Source organism: Dictyobacter arantiisoli (genome assembly GCF_008326305.1).
Lineage (GTDB): Bacteria > Chloroflexota > Ktedonobacteria > Ktedonobacterales > Ktedonobacteraceae > Dictyobacter > Dictyobacter arantiisoli.
Genome location: NZ_BIXY01000038.1, coordinates 18,318 through 38,882, shown reverse-complemented (window position 1 = coordinate 38,882; position 20,565 = coordinate 18,318). Strand labels below are relative to the sequence as shown.

The following is a 20,565-nucleotide window of genomic DNA, read 5'->3' as shown; positions in this document are numbered from 1 at the left end:
CATTGTAACAAAAAGTTTTTCCTGCTGTTAAGGAATAACGTTAAAGAGGCAGTATTATGACTATCGTGACCCGCGATACGTTCTCCCTCAGCCCTCAAAATGCTACTGAACCAATGGTACGTGATGAACTGGGCCATCCCAGTTTTACCGTTATTATCAATGGTAAGACTATGGTTGCTCATGAAAACCAAACCATTTTGAGCGTGGCGATTGACAATGGAATTACTGATATTCCTAATTTGTGCAATGACGAAAAGTTGGAGCCAACCTCCGCTTGTCGTATGTGTCTGGTTCACGTCGAAGGCGCTGAGCGTCCTCTGCCTTCCTGTAATACTCCTGCTGAGCCAGGCATGGTGGTAACGACGAATTCTGATGAGCTATTTCATATTCGCCGCACGAATCTGGAAATGATGCTCTCTGACCACAATGCCTACTGTCAGCCTCCCTGCCAGGTGGATTGCCCGACACATATTGATATTCCAGGCTATCTGGAGTTGATTGCCCAGGGTGAGATGAAGGAAGCAGCCCGCCTGGTAAAAGAGGTGTTACCTTTTCCCTTTATCCTGGGTTTGACCTGTCCCGCGCCCTGTCAGAAGGCTTGCCGTCGTACGCTGGTGGATGAAGAAATTGCCATCTGCCGTATGCACGGTCACGCGGCTGAGACTTGCCTGCTTGATCCCCCTATTCCTTACGTCCAGGATGCGCCTACGGGTAAGAATGTGGCGATTGTAGGGGCTGGGCCCGCAGGTTTGTCCTGTGCATACTATCTGGCTTTGCGTGGTCACGCTTGCAAGATTTTTGATATGCAACCCCAGGCTGGTGGTATGCTACGCTATGGTATTCCTGAGTATCGTTTGCCAAAGGATATGATGGATCGCGAACTTGAGCATGTCTGGCAGCTTGGTGTGGAATTGCAGAGCAACGTTAAGCTGGGTCGCGACTTTACTATCGATGATCTGTTTGCACAGGGCTTTGATGCGGTCTATCTGGCTATCGGCTGTTGGACCAGTAAGTCGATGCGTGTGCCCGGTGAGGATGCAGAGGGGGTGGTGAATGCTATCCGTTTCCTCTATGATAAAGTTGAGGGCAAGCCGGTTCCCGTGAAAGAAGGGGATGAGGTTATTGTGATTGGCGGTGGTTTTACTACCTTTGACTGTACCCGTACCTCGCTACGTCTGGGCGCTAAAGTCCACACAACCTATTATCGTACCCGGGCAGATATGACGGCGACATTGGAGGAAGTTGAGGATGGTATTGCAGAAGGAACCCATCTCCAGGTGCGAGCAGCTCAGCAGCGTGTTGTGGTGGAGAATGGGAAGGTGGTGGGTGTAGAATATCAGCGTACCAAACAAGGAGAGCCTGATGCCAGCGGTCGCCGCCGTCCCGTACCAGTTCCCGGTACCGAATTTACAATTGCCTGTAACACAGTCATTCCGGCTGTTGGTCAGGCCGTGGATACCAATGTGATTAACGAGTCGTCGGGTATTAAATGGACGAAGTGGAAAACCATCCAGACCAATCCCCATAACTTTATGTCAGATCGTGAAGGCGTTTTCGCTGGCGGTGATGCTCAGCTGGGTGCCAGTACGATTATTGAATGTGTGGCCCAGGGAAAATTAGGCGCACGTTCCATCCATTCCTATCTGATGGGTGAGGACATGAACGAGGTCGCCCGCCGTCTGGAACTGGAAGAGCGCCGCCCTGATCTCTTCGACATCGTTCCCTACAAGCCGGTTGAGCCGAAAGTCAAGATGCCGATGCTCCCTTATGAGCAGCGCGAGAAGAGCTTTGGGTTGATCGAGATGGGCTACTTGAAAGAGCAGGCTCAGCGTGAGGCATCCCGTTGTCTGCAATGCGCCTGTCCGGCTGCCGGTCAGTGTGATCTGCAGAAGTACAGTATCGAGCATGGTCTGGCGGATAACCGCTTCCACGATGGAGAACCCAGCGACTACCATGACTACGATCTGGATCTCTCGCACAGCTTCATCTTGCGCGATCCCAACAAGTGTATCAACTGTACCCAGTGTGTGCGTGTCTGTCACGATGTGATTGGTCCAGACTGCTATGGCATGTTTGGTAAGGGCTTCGATACGATTGTCTCGACGCCATTCAACGTCAGCTTGCATGATACTGACTGTGTCTCCTGTGGAGCCTGTGTGCAGGTCTGCCCAACTGGTTCACTGATGATGGCCGAGCGCGAACTGGCTCGCTACTCCTTTGCGCTGGATCGCTGTATCTTCTGTGGTGATTGTGTCGAGGTGTGCCCTCACGGTGCCCTGGGTGAAACCCCCAACTTTGAGCTCTCGTTCTTCAATCGCTTTGGTGAAGACGTGACGTTGGAGAAAAATGATCTGGCGAATGCGCCGGACTATCTGGTACGTCAGCGCTTGCCGCGTGGCAAGAAAGCCCTGCCCGTGATGAGTCCACTGGTGCGTCCGTTGCCTGCTCGTAGCATCCGCGACTAAGCGTATCAATCCTGTCAGAGGAGCGCTTGTTGTATGATTTCAAACGCTCTCCTGGCAGCTATAATATGTCCTTTAACACCTCTTTTTAATCTCATATATGTATCTCATCTTTTCATCCATACGTAGTACTAATGTGATTATTATTTATCATGGAATGGAGAAAAGATATGGGCCAGCAAGCATTACACTTTCCAAAAGATTTCCTATGGGGAACTGCATCTGCCGCGTATCAGTGTGAAGGTGGGATTACCAATAATCAGTGGTACCGCTGGGAGCAGCAGGGGCGGATCGTGAGCGGTGACCGATGTGGTCTGGCGGCTAACTGGTGGGAGGCGGCGGAAAAGGATTTCTTGCTGGCTGAGCAGATGGAGAATAATGCGCTCCGCCTCAGTCTGGAGTGGAGTCGTATTGAGCCGCAGGAAGGACAATGGGATCATACAGCCCTGGAGCGTTATCGTTCCATGTTGCTGGCTCTACACCGCTTGCATATCACTCCTGTCGTAACATTGCACCATTTTACTGATCCTCTCTGGTTTGCTGAACGTGGAGGCTTTGCTAAAGCAAGTAATGTGCGTTTTTTTATACGCTATATCGCGCATGTCGTTGCCGTTCTACGAGATGTTTGTTCGTTCTGGGTGACTATTAATGAGCCTAATGTCTATGCCTTTCAAGGCTATTTGTTTGGTGTATTTCCACCAGGTGAAAAAGATATCTTACTCACCTTTACTGTCCTGCATAATATGATGCAGGCGCATGTGGAGGCATTCTATACCGTGCGCCGTCTGCAGCCGGAGTCCCAGATTGGATATTGCTTGCATTATCGCCTTTTTGATCCTGCCCAACCCTTATCTCCTTTGGATCAAGGGGCTGCAAACGTCCAGGAGACGCTGTTTAACTGGTCTGTCTTGCAGGCTGCTGAGACTGGCCGCTTCCGCTTTCCCTCCAGTCCCTTATTGGCGACTATTCCACATGCAGCGGGCACCAGAGACTATCATGGGATTAATTATTACACCCGTGAAATGGTGCGTTTTGATCCCCGCAGGCCGCTGGAAGCCTTTGGAAGACGCTATCCACATCCTGGAGCACTCAGCAATGATGTTGGTCTTTCAGAAAGTTTTGGAGAGATCTATCCTGAGGGCTTGTATCGTGTCCTGAAAGCTGTTTACCGCCGCACACGTGGCAATAAGCCTTTGTATATCACTGAGAATGGTTTTAGTGATCGGTTGGATGATCGACGTCCAGGCGCTCTGCTGGCGCATCTGGCGCATCTTCATCGAGCTATTCGAGAGGGAATTCCAGTCAAAGGCTATTTCCATTGGACGCTGGTAGACAATTTTGAATGGAATGAAGGTTGGTTTGTGCGTTTTGGCTTGATTGAACTTGATCCGGTGACACAGCAGCGTATACCCCGGCGCAGTGCCAGTATGTTTGGTGAAATCTGTCGTGCTAACGCGATCACCGAAGCAATCGTGGAACGCTATGCTCCAGACTTAATCAAAACCATTTTTGATCAAAGCAGCTTCAGTGGGCGGAAATTATCAGTCTAAACACCGCTTATACTCCCACTTTGATAGCTGTGTGGTTTATACGTTTATAAGGTGAGGATTGCTGGTTTTGCATACGATGGTCTTATACATGCTTTTTTTCGATTGATCTTGAGGAGAATCCGAATGGATATTGGGACATCCGCTGGTCTGGCTTTTTCTTCTGGTATTAATGCGTATTTCCCTTTACTGGCATTGGCTATCGCTACGCGTGTCTGGCCAACACAGGTGCATATTAATCCGCACTTTGTTTTTATTACTCAGCCCTGGTTTATGATTCTCATGGCAGTTCTCACGCTAGCGGACATCTTTGCGGATAAGATTCCAGTCGTAGATCATGTGTGGGATGCGATTCATACCGTCATTCGTCCTGTGGCTGGGGCTTTATCTGCCGCCGCCGCTGGCAATGCAACAATTGATAGCACCTGGTTGCCTGTTACCCTGGCGTTGGGAGCGGTCCTTGCTGGTGTGACACATACAACCAAGGCGGCTACGCGTGTTACTTTAACCGCGACGACAGGAGGCTGTTTGAATATAGCGTTAAGTGTGGGCGAAGATATTGTGATGTTATTGAGTGTTGCGATGGCGTTTCTGCTTCCACATGTGCTATTAATCGCGATAATCCTGTTTGTCATCGCTTTTCTGATGATTGTCCCGCGCATTATCCGGCGTTTGCGTCGACTTCGCCAGATGCGCCATAAACACAATGCACCAACGGTACCGCTTCAGCACGGTTCAGCAGGCCGTTTTTAGCGAGCTGTTCAGGTTCAGAACAAATGACAGATTTTCATCCGCTTTTTCGGCAGGTTCTGTATAATAGTTAATTAAACGTATTATCTTTTGCTCTCCAGACAGGTATCTTGTCATGCGCAAGTATAAAGTGCTACACTCTCACTAGTATAACGAGGTAGCTTGAGCGAGATAGCTTGTTGTCTGGCTATCCCGTTTCATTAAGCAAGATGAGGTAAGACAGATACATGGACACATCTCTCATTTCAGAGACAGAGAAATTCCATTTTGGAGGCAAAGTATTTTGCTCGGATGGTGAAGCCGGAATTCTCTCATATATAATGACTGCCATTGGTACGCGGCGTGTAATTTCGTTGGGTGTAAAATTGGGGCGTTTCGTCGGCAAAACTGTCGAAGTTCCATTTTCTAGTGTGCTGGATGCGACTGGCAATGGCGTGACCCTTTCTATTTCACGTGCTGAACTTGCCGCCAGCCAGACAACTGTTGAAGGTACGCAGTTGGATCATCGCACAGTTGTGCACGAAACCGTTTCAGGTTCACATGGCACTTTGCGTTTATTTGCTACTCAGCCCCAGAGTGGTGAACTGGCCTTTATTGTGGCTCATGCTTTGCGCGGTAATCAGGACCTTCTGTTACGCGAAGAATATATCTTGAAGATCGAAAAAGACAGCATTAGTGCAACAGTTCCTGAGGCTGTTTTCCAGACATTGCCAGCTCATCGTTTAGATTCTGATTTGCAGAGCGAAGTTGAATCTGTCCTGTTTGAGTTAGCGCCATTGCATGTAGACTTCCCTGGTATGAGGGCGCGCGTGCTGGATAGCATCCTTTATCTGGATGGCAATATCTCAAGCTCATTGCGTGCTGATATTGTTGAAGATCAGGTTTCTGGCATCGCTGGCATCTTGGAAATCAAAAATCGCCTGATCGGGGATGACATACTGGCAGCGGATCTGGCCCTGGCTCTGGGACGTGATCCACGAACCCGTGAGCAGCCTATTGGTGTGTATCCGCGCCTGGGAGTGGTACGTTTGAGTGGCTCAGTACACACGCCTCAGCAGAAGGCAGCAGCCGAGAAGATTGCCGAGAGTTTTACCGGAGTACGTTCCATCGTTAACGATCTGGTCATCAAGCCAAAGTCTGACATCTTGAATGTCATGGCTGCGTCATCTGGTGGTGATGGTGAAGATATTGTGCCAGGAAAATTCGTTCGTCACACCAAATAATCAAAGTCAGGCGCGTGAGCGCCTGCGCCATATTTTCGAGGAACTCTTTGGGTCTCAATGTTAGAGCGCGGTGCACAAAACATTCGAATGTTTTGTGCACCGCGCTCTAACATTGTTTTGTGCGCCTCGGGTGCTAAAATTTATATGCCTTAAGCTCATAGGAAACAAACACTTTGATTGACAAAATATCAAAGTGTTTGCATGTTACCTTTATTCAGCCAATGCCTGTTCCAGATCCTTAATAATATCAGTGGCATGCTCAATACCAACGGATAAGCGGATACAGCCAGCACTAATCCCCATTTGTTGAAGTTCTTGTTCATTCAAGGTGCGATGTGATGAGATGGGTGGATAGCTAACCAGGGTGAAGACATCTCCCAGAGATGTGGCTGAGGTACAAAGTTTCAATTTATCGATAAATTTGAATACGGCTGCACGTGATTGGTCCTGTAATTCGAAAGACAGAAGACCACCGTACTGCTCATTATCCAGTAGCTTGCTGGCGACTGCATGCGATGGATGGTCTACCAATCCAGGATAATGCACGCGAGCCACGGCGGGATGCTCTTGAAGAAAATGGGCTATTTGTAAAGCATTGCTGCATTGACGTTCCACACGCAGAGCCATGGTACGCAGTCCGCGTAGCATCAGGTGCGATTCAAATGGACTGAGCATGGCCCCTAACAGATTACCATAGTCGTGGAGTTGATCCAGCAAAATATTCTTTGCGCTTATGACAATGCCGCCAGTACTATCTCCATGTCCACTGATATATTTTGTCGCGCTATGGACCACCAGATCGAAGCCATGTTCAATTGGTCGGACAAGATAGGGAGGGCTAAAGGTGCTGTCAACGATAGAGATAGCACCTACCTCACGTGCGACTGCGCTGATAGCATCAAGATCCAGCACCTTCACGAGAGGATTTGAAATGGTCTCGACATAAATAACGTCTGGTTCCTGATCGCGGATCAGATCATAAATTTCAGGTTGACCAAAATCTGCCAGGAGAACCTGAGCTCCAACGGTAGAAAATAGTTTACGTAAGAGCGTAATCGTGGGACCATAGAGATCCTGTGACACGATAATGGATGATCCTGTGGTTAAGCCTGCTGCCAGTAAAGCGGCATGAATGGCTGCCATGCCCGAACCAAAGGAAACGGCCCCAATCCCTCTTTCAATTTGCGCCATGGCCTCTTCAAATGCATTGGCATTGGGATTGCCCTGACGTGCGTATACATACCTCGGTGTGCCCTCTGCTGTTTTGCCGTTAAATGCCTGATCGAGGGCATCGACATTTTCATGCGTATATGTAGTGCTGGCATAAATGGGGAGCACGGTCGGATCGCCACCTGGATGATGATTGGTGGGCCGAGGAAGTCCACCATGGACAAGTAAGGTGTCAAGATTCCATTCCGATGATGGTGGCGTGTTCTGGTGTGTCATAGAGTCGTCCTTTCCATGTTGTGGATAGTGCGTTTTCTCATTTGCTCTGCTGATGTGACTGAGAGTGCAGGCACGTTCCCGTGCCTTTTGCTGAATAATTGCGCGCTATATTTTCAGGGTGTACACAGTAAATTAAGATAGTTAAGACTTGCCAACGTATCTTGTAGTTCAGGCAACTGTGTGATATCTTCCGAACTTTGTTGCTCATAAAGCGCATTATACCGATTCGCCAGTATGACGCTGGGAATCAAGGTATGGGTATCTGCATTCCACTGTGTGTAGCGGGAAATCGTCTTCCCCTGGACATCAGAAACGAGCGGAAATGGCAGACGAAGTTTTTCCTGCGTTTGCAGATTAATGAACACTGGATCAGGTGTGATAGCGAGTATTGCACACTGTTCAGCGCGAAAATCTGCGTAGTGTTGAGCGTAGATGCGCAACAGCGCGCATGTCTCACTGGTGATGCTACTATGCAAAAATAGGAGTAGAAGATGGTCGCGTTGCTTATAGTCCCATGGACTATGTGGCATGCCATCAGCGCCCGGCAGCGTAAAAGCTGGTATGATTTGCCCTTTTTCCAGGTCTGGACAGTGAGGCTGATCTGTGTTTGACATGGTTCCCCTCAGCAGTGACTTGTCTGGTCAGGTGAAGTTCCTTTTTCTATAGCATAATTATAGCCTATATTTTGATTCCTTCATATAGCTAGTTAATCTATTCTTCCACACCTTTTTTCGTGCATTCTTTTCCCGACAGCTTGATAGTCACTTTATCACTATTCTTACTAGCTCTTTATCCTTCCGGGTGATGGGGAAGGGAATAATGGCGAGGACTGTCATGCCCCGGCATGCCTGCCATCGCGCTCCGTCTGGGGTTGTCGCCCCATAGGTGCGAACAGAAGCGGGATTGTTAAGGGTGCAACCCTTAACCTGGGGCCCGGGTCTGTGCCCCGGTCTCTCACCTCCCTCTCGCCACCGCACGCGGCGGCAAAGAAAAGAAGAAAAAGGGGTAGTTGGGGACACCCCAAACCCCGGCAAAGGGCCCTCCCTTGGCAATTCCGCTTGAAAAGCCTTACATTCGCACCTATGGGGTTGTCGCCCCTGCACCTTGCTTTCACCCTAAAAGTAGCGCCCCTTCTTATTGTCAGATAGTTTCATTTCTCTTATACTAACAATAAAGATACTTGTCTGTTTATTTAATCGCATGCGCTATAAAAATAACCGGACGGGAGATAGCGAGGAAGGAACCATGAAAGAAAAGCTGAAAGGATTGCTAGCTGGTATCGCAGTGCGCATCATTGCATTGGTGACGCTAGGACAAATTTCTCCTATTTTAAGCGCCTGCGTCATTATTGAGCAAGATGGCAAGGTGCTGTTAATAGATCGAAGTGATAAATTGGGATACACTATTCCTGGTGGGATCGTACGTTACAAAGAGACGCTTGAAGAATGTGTACGGCGTGAAACCTCAGAAGAGACCGGATATGAGATCCAGATTACCGGCCTTGTCGGTGTGTATTCATCAGTTGAACGTGATCCCCGTTTCCGCGCTGTTTCCATTGCCTATAAAGGTTGTATTCGGGGTGGAGTGGAACATAGTTCAGTTGAGGGGCAACCTTGCTGGAAGGTTCCTGAGAGCGTTTTAGGGCAGATGGCATTCGACTGTGAACACATGCTCAATGACTATTTATGCGGGCAGCAGTGCCTCTCCTGATGGCATATATGATATAGTAGAGTGGCACGAGAGCTTTTTCTGTGTGAACAAGGAGATAATCTATGCCTATTTGCCCTATTTGTGATGATAGTGGTGTGATCAGTACCGATTCTGTGCAGCCGCGTTTTTGTTATTGTGCGGCTGGAAAGCAGGCCCGCAGGCAGTGGGAAAACCAGAATACACAGCGGGTTCGAGGTGTATTACCAGAAGCAGCCAGCTTTATCGATGTATCTGAGCTTGACCAGGTGAATGCCAATGTAGATGCTATGCGTGCATCTTTGTTTGGCTCTGGAACGACTGAGGCACCCTCTTCTCCCAAACATCCTGCCATCCAGTTGTTACAACGCGTCGGACGCGTTGGACATGAGATTACCGTGGCTGAAGCCGCTCAATTGCAGGATCTGCGTCAGGCTCTGGAAGGTTTTCTGGGGGATTTGTCAGAGGTTGGGCGTAAGAAGAGATAAGCACGTTCAAAAGAAGTTGTTAGCCGATACGGGCAAAGTGGAAGAGCTACTGGGATCCTTGAGCGAACTTGGAGATACTAAGCAGCCGCATGGACTCATCTGCTGCTTAGTATCTCCAACTTGCGCAGCTTGATGCTCGGCACATCAAGCTTTTTTTGTACCCACATGGATCGCGACAATACCACCATTCTGGTAGTAATAGCGTACATCACTCCAACCAGCCTCTTCCATAATTTCCTTTAATGCAGGAGCTTTAGGAAAGGTAGTCAATGAGTTCGGCAGATAGTTATACTCTTCAAATGCCTTCCCGATGATCGTACCGAAGAGGGGAGCCAGTTTGTAGAAGTAAAGATAGAACAGGGAGCCAAAAATCTTACCGGGAGGATGACTGATCTCCAGACAGACAACACGTCCACCCGGGCGTACAACACGCAACATTTCACGAAAGCCCTGACCAATATTGGTCAGATTACGCACCGTAAAGGCGGAGCAGCAACCATCCACACTATTATCAGGTAAATCAATGTGCTCGGCATCGCCGACACGCAAATCCACACGATCCTGAAGCCCCATACGGACCAGTTTTCGGCGGCCCTCGGCCAGCATCTCAGGTGTAATATCCATGCCGATCATCCTGGTGTCAGGACCGGCCCCTTTGATGACTGCGATGGCAAGATCGCCTGTGCCCGCCCCCAGATCCAAACCAGTTTCGCCCGTCGCCAGAGCTAAATAGCGTGCGGCACGTTTGCGCCAGAGGCCATCGAGTCCCAGGCTCATCAGTTTATTCATTAAATCATAGACGCCAGCGATGCGTCCAAAAAGATGTTGGACGTAGTGCCGCTTGCCGCCCACTTTTTGAAATTTCTCTTCTAATGCAAAATTCGTTTTCATTACACTCGTTCCATTAACGGTTTCGACTGATCACAAAGTCAATCAGCTCATCCAGGATAGTGCGATCAGACGAAGCAGGGAAATGATAAAGGGCTTCGCGAGCCTTATTGCCATAGTTCTGTGCTTCCTGTAAGGAGCGTTCGATAGCATATTCATTGCTCACCCAGGAAACGACCTCCTGGATCTCTTTTTCAGGGAGTTCAGCACCATTCAACAATGCCTGCACCTGCTGCTGACGCCCATTGGCGGAAGCTGCGTCTTGTAAGGCAAAAATGAGTGGGAGCGTCACCATACCCTGGCGTAAATCATTGCCAGCCGGTTTGCCAATCGTCGATTGATCTTCAGTATAATCGAGAATATCATCAATGATTTGGAATGCGATGCCAAGATTCAGACCATAGGAATGTAAGAGCTCTATCTGCTCATCGGAGGCACCACTGAGAATCGCGCCGCCTTTGGAGCAGGCGGCGAACAGGCAGGCGGTTTTATTCTGAATCTTTTCAAAGTACGTTTCGACCGTGAGATCGATACGTCCAGCTGTCATCATCTCCAGAATAGTACCTTCACAGACAGTCGCCACGGTATCAGCGAAAAGGTGATCAATACGAAAATCTTCGATATCTGCAATGATGCTAGAGGTTTTAGCGAGATAATAATCGCCCAGCAGGATACCAATTTTATCGCCCCAGAGCGCATTGACCGTAGGATTGCCACGGCGAGTTAAGGCTTCATCAATGATATCATCATGAATCAAGGTTGCGAGATGAACCATTTCATAGGCCACGCTCAAGCGCAACAGCTTATCGGAGTTATAGGTATTTAGTTTACCCGAAAGCAGAGTCAAAGCCGTGCGTAGACGTTTGCCGGGAGAAGCAAGTGCGTGCATTGAAGCAGAATTGAGGATAGTTAGTCCCGACGTTGCTCTTTCTTTAAAGAGGACATCCACCTGATCCATATCAGACTGAACGCCTGCGAATAAGCGGCTCAACGTGGCCGTAGTGTTCATAAGGGTTCTCCATTTTGCATGTTTTCCGGCACGCCTGAGGGATAAACGACGCCTTCGACCCGGGTCGATGACGGCTTAATCCTGACGGCTACATATACTTTTCCTTTGTCGTGACAGGTACAGTTTCCCTATTGATTATAGCGTGCCAGATCCATTGTGTGATAGGGTCAGCTCAACCTTTTTGATAACCAGATCAAAAATTGTCGAAAAAGCCCTGTACAGTTATTACATATCAGACGTTACATCCACCTCAACCAGATCTTCTTGAACATATCCAGCGGTAAAGTCAAATTCATCCAGCGCATCAAGCGCGGTCCGATATTCTGTCCAGGAGAGACGACGGTTGAGAACGGGATCATTCACCGCTTTCCAGGCTGGAAAATATTGATCCATCAGACTGATTGGGGTATCGGGTCCCAGTTCCTCTGCAATCCAGCGGAGCACATCACGAGTTCCTGAGACATCTTCAGGCATAACGAGGTGTCTGATCAGCAAGCCTCGTTTTGCGATGCCCTCTTCATCCAATTGAAGAGGGCCAACCTGACGATACATCTCTTGCAATGCCGCGCGGTTATAGTCAACGTAGCGAGGCATCTTTGAGGTGCGCAGGGCATTTTTATTGTCAGAATATTTGGCGTCGGGCAAATAGATGTCCACCACTCCATCCAAAAGCTTTAAAGTCTCCAGGTTTTCATAGCCAGCGCAATTGTAGACCAGAGGCAAACGAAGACCTTTTTCGCAGGCGACGACCAGTGCTGCCAGAATTTGCGGGACGAAATGTGTCGGTGTCACCAGATCCAGATTATGGCAGTTTTTCTTTTGTAGATAGAGCATCATATCGGCCAGGCGTTCAGGCCCGACCCGATGACCCAGGCCACCCTGGCTGAGTGAAAAGTTTTGACAATAGGTACAGCGCGCCTGGCAATATCCAAAAAAGATGGTGCCAGCGCCTCGTGTTCCACTGATGGGAGGCTCTTCGCGGCGGTGCACATTCCAGGAGGCGACAATGGCCTCGGTACCGGAATGGCACACTCCGGTTTTGCCAGCGATACGATTACAGTGACAATTCTGCGGACAGATTGTGCAATTGCGCAATACTTCCCACGCGGCTGCTGCGCGTTCTGCTAATTCACCTGTTTCATAAAGATTAAGATAGCTGGGATATGACATGCTAGCTACTCCGACCACTTCCTGGTGTTAGGTATTCAGCACTGCTCTTTACATGTTTACTTATGGATGGTTCACAAAATGTGTCCAGTACAGAGACTGGACACATTTTGATTCACAACGCAATAGATAGTTATGCGTCGGGCCATTTATATCCTTTTTGTGAGGGGCGAGGACCTCGTGTACGAGGCTTTTTCACTTCTCCATCGGCACCAGTCTTCTTACCACGGCGGACGACGGGACGCCGTGATGGTCGTTTCCCTGTCGATGAGTTGGTTTCCTCATCCGTCGAGGTTTCTGGGACGTGTACTGACTCAACCAGTTTTTCAGTATTACTACTGATGTCGGTCCAGAATTGAGCATTTTTGCGTTGTTCCGGACGACTGCCTTTCAAGACACGCCCATCTTCGAGACGAGTGACGTGACGCTCAGGCTTTTCTTCTCTGGCTGCGGAACGTGTAGAGCGTTTCGGCTCATATGTTTGAGACGGTCTGGAGGTTTCCGTTATATCGAAGCTTTCGTAGTCACCTTCAAACTGCTCGGTAATTTCTTGCTGACGTTGATCATCGCGTGCCTGCCGTACAGCAGGACGGCTGAGCCAGCGAGGATTAGTTGGATCGGGTGGTCGCACTACATTGCTACCTGCCTCACTATTCCGTGAACGGAAGTCGCGCCCACGCTGAAACTCACGTTCTGGACGCTCGTGACGTGCGGCTCCACGTCGACCGGCTGGATTGGTATTTACTCTCGGAGCACGAGGAGCAGCATCGCGCTCAAATGTAGTACGTTCGAATGTTGGTTTCCCATCTTGCCCCCCTTTCAGGGAAGCGTTTCGCCTGTAAAGAGGTCGATGTGCTTGTGGTCCCCTTGGACCGGAATTGTGCTCAAAAGGCGGTCTGCCTGCTTGAGGTCCCCGTGGTGCAGAACCGCGCTCGAATGGAGGTCTGCCTGCTTGCGGTCCTCGTGGTGAGGAATTGCGCTCATAGGGAGGTCGACCTTCCTGACGTCCTCGTGGGGAGTAACCATGATCGGCGTTATTTGAAAATTGGCGACGGTTGTCAAAACCCTGTCTCTCGGAACCCTCATTATTAGTACGTGAACCATTGAAGGGACGAGAACGTGGACCCTGTTGATCGCCATAAGGGCGCTCAGAACGATTGCCGCTCTGGCCCTGTCCATAAGGTTTGTGACCACCTGGTGTATATTGGGAGGAATATCCACCGGACTGATTATTTCTGCGCGGGGCTTGGGATGGCCCATGGGAGCTGCGTGGATGGTAATCCGCGTGTGTACGTGTGGCTCCATTCTCCCAGGCGCGATCTACTGTTTCTCGGTTGAGGCGAGGCCGGGCTGGATGTGAAGTTCTTTCTTCTCCATTGCGGCCGGAGGATGAATTGCGAAATGGCGGACGTGAGCCATCTCGACGTTGCTGATTGAATTCTCTGGTCATGTTTCCTTTCAATGTCAAGCTATATGGGGATATACTAAGAAGTAGTGCTGAGATCGGCAAGATCTTTGTTGAGACTTCCTCCCGTCCTTTGTTCCGCACCCTATTCTAAATGCTTGACGCGCTGCGCTCCGTGAAGCAAAGATTCCATGGGGCGCGTCACTGATAGTATACCACAACTTCTCTTCTTTCTACTACTCTAGCGCACGGTGTCAGTTCCTTTACCTGTTTCTGTGTGGGGTGTGAGTGTAAGATAGTTATGGCTCTCTGGCGAATTCCTTCCGCTCTTTTTCCTCGCGCCGCCGCAGGCGGCGTGCAAAAAGGGGAAAAGAAGTATGTGGGGACACCCCACACCCCGGCAGAAGGCTTCGCCCTCTGCACTCCCATTGTAGCGAACGTTTGTTTCAAAAGTCCGATACCGTTGGGAAACCCTTGCGCGGTGCTCATCTATTTGGAGTGAGTACGCTCAAAAGATGTTTCGTAACAGGGTTTCCCAACAGTATCAAAGTCCGGGATGACTCATGTATGAGTTGGACTTTGTACAATTTTGAAAACGTGAGCTCGAAAATGCGGCGCACGCGCCCTTTTTCGCAGGCTCAAAAGCCTAAAAATGTACAAACTCAAGATGAGAATGTGTCAGACTCCTAATACCATCGGGACCTTGCTGCTCACTTGCTGGCAGGCGCGTGCGCGCCTGCGCCCTTTTGAGTGTGTGATGTCGGAAAAGTTCTTCGAACTTTTCCGACATCACACACTCAAAAGATTTTTGAGCACCATAGGTGCGAAAACTCATGCACAGAGACCGTGGAGACCACGGGAGTCTGACACTTTCTGAGAAAAAAGGTAGCAGGATGCTCATCGTGGGGTAAGTGAATATTATTTGGTGAACAGGCGATAGCCGATCATTTTGTAGACAAGTTTGGCTGCCAGAAAGTCTGCACGTGTCTGACCTTCCATGGGACAGAGTTCAACTACATCCATGCCTACGACGGTGGTGCGTTGGCAGATCTCTTTGAAGAGATTGAGTACCTGATACCAGTTCAATCCACCGGGTTCGGGGGTACCAACTGCGGGCATTTCACCGGGATCAAACGCATCGAGGTCGATGGTTACATAGGTATGTTGACCCAGGCGTTCCCAGGGAATGCGTGCCAATCCCTTTGCAATTTGATAGGCCCAGACGATAGCTACATCAGGTTGTGTTTTCATAAACTCGGCTTCTTCGGGGCTGAAGCTACGGATACCAATCTCCAGCAGCGGAATACCCATATCCACTACGCGCCGTTCAATGGAGGCATGAGAAAGAGGAGTGCCCTCGTATTCATCGCGTAAATCACCGTGGGCATCAATATGGACGACCGTTAAATCGGGATATTGCTCATGGACGGCTGCAATGACGGGAGCGGACAAGGAATGCTCGCCGCCGAGTGTGAGTGGAATTTGACCTTGAGCCAGCGCCTGACGTACGGCATCACCAGTGGCTTGAAGGGCTGCTGCATGGTCCATGCCATGATAGTCAAGCATGGGATAAGTATAGACGCCAGCCTCAATTGGGCAACAGTCGAGTTCTTCATCATATAACTCCATCTGGCTGGAGGCATTTAAGATCGCCTGTGGACCCATACGTGTCCCTTCCATATAGCACACGCTATATTCAAGAGGCGCGGGGATGATTGCGATGCGGGCGGTAGCGGGATTACAGTGAGGAGCATCGGGGGCTCCAAATTGGCTGATCAGTCCATCTTCCATTGGGAACAGTTCCTTATAGTTTCAAGAATCATTGCAGATAATCATCAGGGGTTAGCATTGTGAAGGTGTTGCCAATAAAAATGAGGTGCCCTCCTCGAAAATTGGCTGGCACCTCATCCTCCTGCGTCAGGGGACAGCAATGCGAAGTGATACTTCGCCTTCTGCATCTTGCCCTTAGCGCACCCCCATTTTAGCCAGGCGACGTGCTTCCATCGCTTCAGCATAGCGGACAGGATCGGGCTCTTCGGGACGCAACGAGCGTGTAGCACGCACAACAAAATGTGCTTCAACATCATCAGTCTTGAAAATCTCTTTCGCAAATGCGATTGCATCTTCCTGGCTGAATTCTTTGCAGGAGCAAATGTCGATGTCTACTTCGCCGTATTCGGGCCAGGCATGCAGGCTGATGTGGCTCTGGGCAATTACAACAAAGCCGGACATACCAGCGTCAAGTGGATTGGATGTGTCAATATCGTAAAGATGAACAGGGCTCACTTTTTCCATTGCAACGCGCTCTGGTAGCTCGTTGAGTGTGCGGCGTAAAAGAGCCTCATCCGATAAGATAGCGCGATCGATATTGTAAAGTTCAAGCATCAAGTGGACCAGCATTGCGTGTTCCTCCTCGTAAATGTGCCAACTGTGCAGGTGTGGCTTCCATATCAGATGGGCTGAGTCCTGCAATATTCATGTGTGTTATCTTTTCTGCACACTGTTTGATATTATACATTAGGTTGTCAAGCCTGTGCCAAATAATTTGATTTTTTTTCACCTAATTGATAATTGCATTTCTACCTAAATGCCACTAAGCAATCAACCTAAATGGCATTTAGACCTCAATCTAAATGCCATTTAGCTCTCTACCTAAAGGGAAACGACACTGCTCATTAGATAGATGCTATGGGCGTGCTTGTTTCGCCACTGCATAGGCATCTTTTAATTCCTGCAAGCTAGCTTCACGTTGTAGATAAAGCTCACGGCGCGGACGGGGTTGCGCTTTGCTCACGGCGTAAGCGGTCAGAAGTGGTAAAGCAATAGTAGAATCACCGTAGACTACTACTGCATCTTTCAACTGATCGGGTTTAATTTTGCCCCAGGAAACCGCTTCAGAAGGCGTAGCACCTGAGAGACCGCCCCAATGAGGCGCATCCGCAGTGATCTGCACAAAGTAATCGTGTCCACCTTTTTGAATTCCCAGTACCTCCCACAACTGTGGTTGTGTCTGTAGATAGAAGTTCTTTGGGCTACCACCACCCAGAATAATGACGCCATTGCGCGTCGCGTGATGGACGATCGCTGTGGTTTCATTGACATCGGCCAGGGGATCAAGAGTCAATGCGTTCCCATCCAGGGCATGCCGGGCAATGTTCATCCCAATTGATGAGTCCCCTGGTGAGGATGTGTAGACGGGTATATTCCAGGCTGCGGCCTGAGCCAGAACCGAATATTCTGGTTTGACACCTGCCTTTAAGAGCTGTGTTCCGAGATGATGATGCAACTCGGAGGTAGAGATTGGACGATTGGGCAGGCTGCGCAGGCTCTCGCGTACAAAGGCATCAGTATCCAGCAGTACCTTGTCATCAAACAGGATATCGTAGATGCGGATAACGCCCTCTTCTTGCAGTTTGATGTCGTCCAGGCGGAAATCGCCCCGGTGCAGCGACATCGCCAGCGCGTGGTGCATGTCGTGATAGAGATTTGCTCCAGTGCTGATAATAAAATCGATAAAGCCGTATTCCATGAGTGTAAGAATACTGCCTCCCAGGCCAGCCGGCGTCAGGGCTCCGGCCATGGTTAGTCCGATCGTCACATCCAACTCTGGATCAAGCATCCGCTCGGCGTAAAGGCGCGCGGCTTCATTCAAACGTGCAGCATTATATGCCTGATACTGTTCATCAATCAGTTCAGTGACAGTCATATTTGGACGCACTCGATGAGGCAGAATTTTGGGTCCACTTAAAAGGTCATGGTGATTTGCTTCAGCGTGCTCATCTGAAGCGTGGTCATGCTGATGTGTCATTGTTACAAAAAGATCCTTTCTATAATCCGGTCAAGAGAACACTGTATACTATACCCGATTTTAGCCCTCCTGGTACAACCTATCTGTGAATATTAGGTAGTTAGGATTCCCAAATATTTCCCCCTATCCAATTGCCCTTGTTTTATCTAATGTCGAACCAATATTGACCTGATTTATTCTATTTTAAGTAGAGTGTGAAACTTGTACGGCTAGAAACAGAATACGATTCATAGTGTACATACTATCGTTTCCAGATACGTTCGTCTGAAGTGTTACTACGAGATAGGATAGGTCGGCTAATGTACAATCCATATGCCTGTGCTGTCATAGAATGTCGTTGGTGAAAGATGATAAAGAGAAAGGCTCAGGATGCCTGCATAAGAGCATCCCGAGCCTTTTATGAATAGTGGATATGTTATTCAATCATTGAACGCCGCACTTCAATGATTTGATCACGAAGTTGGCCTGCTTTTTCGAATTCCAGTTGTTTCGCGGCAAGTCGCATTTGCGACTCAAGATCTTTTATTAAGCGTAATGCCTCATCTTTAGGAATACCGGTGAGAGCCGCTGCCACATTCTCTTCGACTCCCTCGTCTCCATTTTTACTCATGGCTTTGAGACGCTCAGAAAGGGTCTTGATCTCTTTTTTGATGCCTCGTGGTGTAATCTCGTGTTCCTCATTATAGGCTTGCTGGATTTTGCGCCTGCGATAGGTTTCATCAATGGCATGCTGCATTGAAGCTGTCGTGCGATCCGCATACATAATGACCTTGCCTTCCACATGACGTGCGGCACGGCCGATAATCTGGATGAGTGAGTTCCCCGAACGCAAGAAACCTTCTTTATCCGCATCAAGAATCGCCACCAGAGACACCTCTGGTAAGTCCAGTCCTTCTCGGAGCAGGTTGATGCCCACTACTACATCATAGACACCCCGACGAAGATCGCGTAGTATCTCAATGCGTTCAATGGTATCAATTTCAGAATGCAGATAGTGAACCTTAATATTGAGTTCTTGCATATAGTCTGCTAGATCTTCAGCCATCTTCTTGGTCAACGTCGTTACTAGCACGCGATGCTGCTTATCGATGCATTGGCGAATCTCATAGATGAGATCATCAATCTGCCCCTGTGTTGGTCGAACGCTGATTTCTGGATCGAGTAGTCCAGTTGGACGGATGACCTGCTCAACAATGACCTGGCTATGCTCTTGTTCATAGGGACCGGGAGTAGCGGAGACGAAGAGGGCTTGTTTTACCTCAGTCTCAAACTCTGTAAAGGTCAATGGCCGATTATCCAGTGCGGATGGCAGACGGAAACCATAGTCAACCAGCATCTGTTTGCGTGAGCGGTCCCCCGCAAACATACCCCGCACCTGTGGCAATGCCACGTGCGACTCATCGACAACCAGCAGATAATCATCTGGTAGATAATCGAGGAGGGTCCAGGGACGCTCACCAGAGTCGCGTCCTGCCAGATGGCGTGAATAGTTTTCGACGCCTGCACAAGCTCCTGTTTCACGGAGCATCTCCAGATCAAAGTTTGTCCGTTGCTTCAGACGTGCTGCCTCTAACAATTTTCCTTCAGCTTCAAGTTCTTGCAGGCGCTGTTCTAATTCCTGCTCGATTAACTCGATAGACTTAAAGAGGCGCTCTTTCGTCGTAACCCAGTGTTTGGCGGGATAGATATCAAGTTTTTCCCGTCGGTTGAGCACTTCACCGGTGAGGGGATCGATATCCGTCATGCGTTCAATCTCGTCGCCGAAAAACTCGATGCGTACCGCTACATCCTCATAAGCAGGAAAGATCTCCAATACATCGCCATGAACACGGAAGCGACCACGCACAAAGTTGACATCGTTGCGTTCATATTGGATTTCTGTCAAATGTCGTAAAATTTTGTCGATACGGCGTTCCTGACCCACTTTTAGTGTCAGAACAACCTCACCATATTCTTCCGGACTACCCAGACCATAGATACAGGATACCGAGGCTACAATGAGAACATCGCGCCGCTCAAACAGACTTCGCGTTGCAGAAAGTCGCAACTTCTCAATCTCTTCATTGAGCATGCTTTCCTTCTCTACATAGGTATCTGTACGCGCAATATAAGCCTCTGGCTGATAATAGTCATAATACGAGACGAAGTATTCTACAGCGTTATTGGGGAAAAATTCCTTATATTCACTATAGAGTTGGGCTGCAAGTGTCTTATTGGGGGCAAGCACCAGTGTGGGACGTTGTATTTGTTCAACAACTTTGGCGACTGTATATGTTTTACCACTACCAGTTACTCCAAGTAACGTTTGATATTTGTTGCCATCACGAATATTTTCACTCAGTTCTGCGATCGCATCTGGTTGGTCGCCGGTTGGCTCAAAAGGTGATTCGACTTTAAATGCTGGCATGCGTTGCTTTCCTCTATCCCCTCTGCTGGCATAGAATGTTTTTTCCAATGACTCCTCCATTATACCACTTTGAGGCGTGACTGTGTTCGTTTCTCTGCCCATTTATACTGTAGAAATCAATACAACGCTTCTGTCATTATTGCATTTATTGCTTATTAAAAAGGATAGTCGATGGCTGTTGAGAAGAGAACTGGCAGCTGCATAGATAGATTTAGCCTTCTTGAGCTGTTTTATCGGGGTGATGCGTGATACAAAAAGCATGATAAATTTTGCTTATTG

Annotated in this window: 16 protein-coding genes; 6 read left to right on the top strand and 10 right to left on the bottom strand. The window is 49.0% G+C overall.

Features of this window, described 5'->3' with window-relative positions; translation table 11 throughout:
- Positions 1–56: 56 nt before the first annotated feature.
- The 4 genes from F1593_RS13800 to F1593_RS13785 all read left to right on the top strand — a co-directional run bounded on the left by F1593_RS13800 (position 57) and on the right by F1593_RS13785 (position 5,982).
- Positions 57–2,465, top strand: a complete 2,409-nt coding sequence (locus F1593_RS13800; RefSeq protein ID WP_149402156.1) for an FAD-dependent oxidoreductase — start codon at positions 57–59, stop codon at positions 2,463–2,465.
- Positions 2,466–2,632: 167 nt separating this feature from the next.
- Positions 2,633–4,012 (top strand): glycoside hydrolase family 1 protein, encoded by a 1,380-nt coding sequence (locus F1593_RS13795; RefSeq protein ID WP_172632108.1) that lies wholly within the window; start codon positions 2,633–2,635, stop codon positions 4,010–4,012.
- 123 nt (positions 4,013–4,135) lie between these two features.
- Positions 4,136–4,762, top strand: a complete 627-nt coding sequence (locus F1593_RS13790; protein WP_149402154.1) for a DUF4126 domain-containing protein — start codon at positions 4,136–4,138, stop codon at positions 4,760–4,762.
- Positions 4,763–4,986: 224 nt separating this feature from the next.
- Positions 4,987–5,982, top strand: coding sequence for a BON domain-containing protein (locus tag F1593_RS13785; protein ID WP_149402153.1), 996 nt, complete (start codon positions 4,987–4,989; stop codon positions 5,980–5,982).
- Between the two features lie 210 nt (positions 5,983–6,192).
- Here F1593_RS13785 and F1593_RS13780 read toward each other — a convergent pair whose 3' ends face one another.
- Both F1593_RS13780 and F1593_RS13775 read right to left on the bottom strand, forming a co-directional pair.
- Entirely contained in the window at positions 6,193–7,428 is a 1,236-nt protein-coding gene (locus F1593_RS13780; protein WP_149402152.1) for a trans-sulfuration enzyme family protein, read from the bottom strand.
- A 113-nt stretch (positions 7,429–7,541) separates the two neighbouring features.
- The gene (locus F1593_RS13775) at positions 7,542–8,042 is read right to left on the bottom strand and encodes a redoxin domain-containing protein (RefSeq protein WP_149402151.1); all 501 of its coding nucleotides are present in this window, start codon (positions 8,040–8,042) and stop codon (positions 7,542–7,544) included.
- A 631-nt stretch (positions 8,043–8,673) separates the two neighbouring features.
- On the opposite strand from F1593_RS13775, the gene F1593_RS13770 reads away from it, so the two are divergent.
- Together F1593_RS13770 and F1593_RS13765 are read left to right on the top strand one after the other, a co-directional pair.
- The gene (locus F1593_RS13770; RefSeq protein ID WP_172632107.1) at positions 8,674–9,138 is read left to right on the top strand and encodes an NUDIX domain-containing protein; all 465 of its coding nucleotides are present in this window, start codon (positions 8,674–8,676) and stop codon (positions 9,136–9,138) included.
- A 62-nt stretch (positions 9,139–9,200) separates the two neighbouring features.
- The gene (locus F1593_RS13765) at positions 9,201–9,602 is read left to right on the top strand and encodes a hypothetical protein (protein ID WP_149402149.1); all 402 of its coding nucleotides are present in this window, start codon (positions 9,201–9,203) and stop codon (positions 9,600–9,602) included.
- 144 nt (positions 9,603–9,746) lie between these two features.
- On the opposite strand, the gene F1593_RS13760 is transcribed toward F1593_RS13765, so the two are convergent.
- The 8 genes from F1593_RS13760 to uvrB form a co-directional block, all read right to left on the bottom strand.
- Complete coding sequence (locus tag F1593_RS13760; RefSeq protein WP_149402148.1) at positions 9,747–10,493, bottom strand: ubiquinone/menaquinone biosynthesis methyltransferase; 747 nt, start codon at positions 10,491–10,493, stop codon at positions 9,747–9,749.
- Between the two features lie 13 nt (positions 10,494–10,506).
- Positions 10,507–11,499: a polyprenyl synthetase family protein gene (locus F1593_RS13755; RefSeq protein WP_149402147.1), complete on the bottom strand. Its 993-nt coding sequence runs from the start codon at positions 11,497–11,499 to the stop codon at positions 10,507–10,509.
- Between the two features lie 225 nt (positions 11,500–11,724).
- Positions 11,725–12,669 carry a radical SAM protein gene (locus tag F1593_RS13750; RefSeq protein WP_149402146.1) on the bottom strand — a complete coding sequence of 315 codons (945 nt, stop codon included), beginning with the start codon at positions 12,667–12,669 and terminating at the stop codon, positions 11,725–11,727.
- A 130-nt stretch (positions 12,670–12,799) separates the two neighbouring features.
- Positions 12,800–14,116: a hypothetical protein gene (locus F1593_RS13745; RefSeq protein WP_149402145.1), complete on the bottom strand. Its 1,317-nt coding sequence runs from the start codon at positions 14,114–14,116 to the stop codon at positions 12,800–12,802.
- Between the two features lie 873 nt (positions 14,117–14,989).
- Positions 14,990–15,862: an agmatinase gene (gene speB / locus F1593_RS13740; RefSeq protein ID WP_149402144.1), complete on the bottom strand. Its 873-nt coding sequence runs from the start codon at positions 15,860–15,862 to the stop codon at positions 14,990–14,992.
- A gap of 174 nt (positions 15,863–16,036) precedes the next feature.
- Complete coding sequence (locus F1593_RS13735) at positions 16,037–16,471, bottom strand: S-adenosylmethionine decarboxylase family protein (RefSeq protein ID WP_149402143.1); 435 nt, start codon at positions 16,469–16,471, stop codon at positions 16,037–16,039.
- A 286-nt stretch (positions 16,472–16,757) separates the two neighbouring features.
- On the bottom strand, positions 16,758–17,879 hold the full coding sequence (locus F1593_RS13730) for a homospermidine biosynthesis protein (RefSeq protein WP_149402142.1): 1,122 nt from the start codon (positions 17,877–17,879) through the stop codon (positions 16,758–16,760).
- Positions 17,880–18,294: 415 nt separating this feature from the next.
- Positions 18,295–20,286, bottom strand: a complete 1,992-nt coding sequence (gene uvrB, locus F1593_RS13725; RefSeq protein ID WP_149402141.1) for an excinuclease ABC subunit UvrB — start codon at positions 20,284–20,286, stop codon at positions 18,295–18,297.
- Between the last annotated feature and the right edge of the window lie 279 nt (positions 20,287–20,565).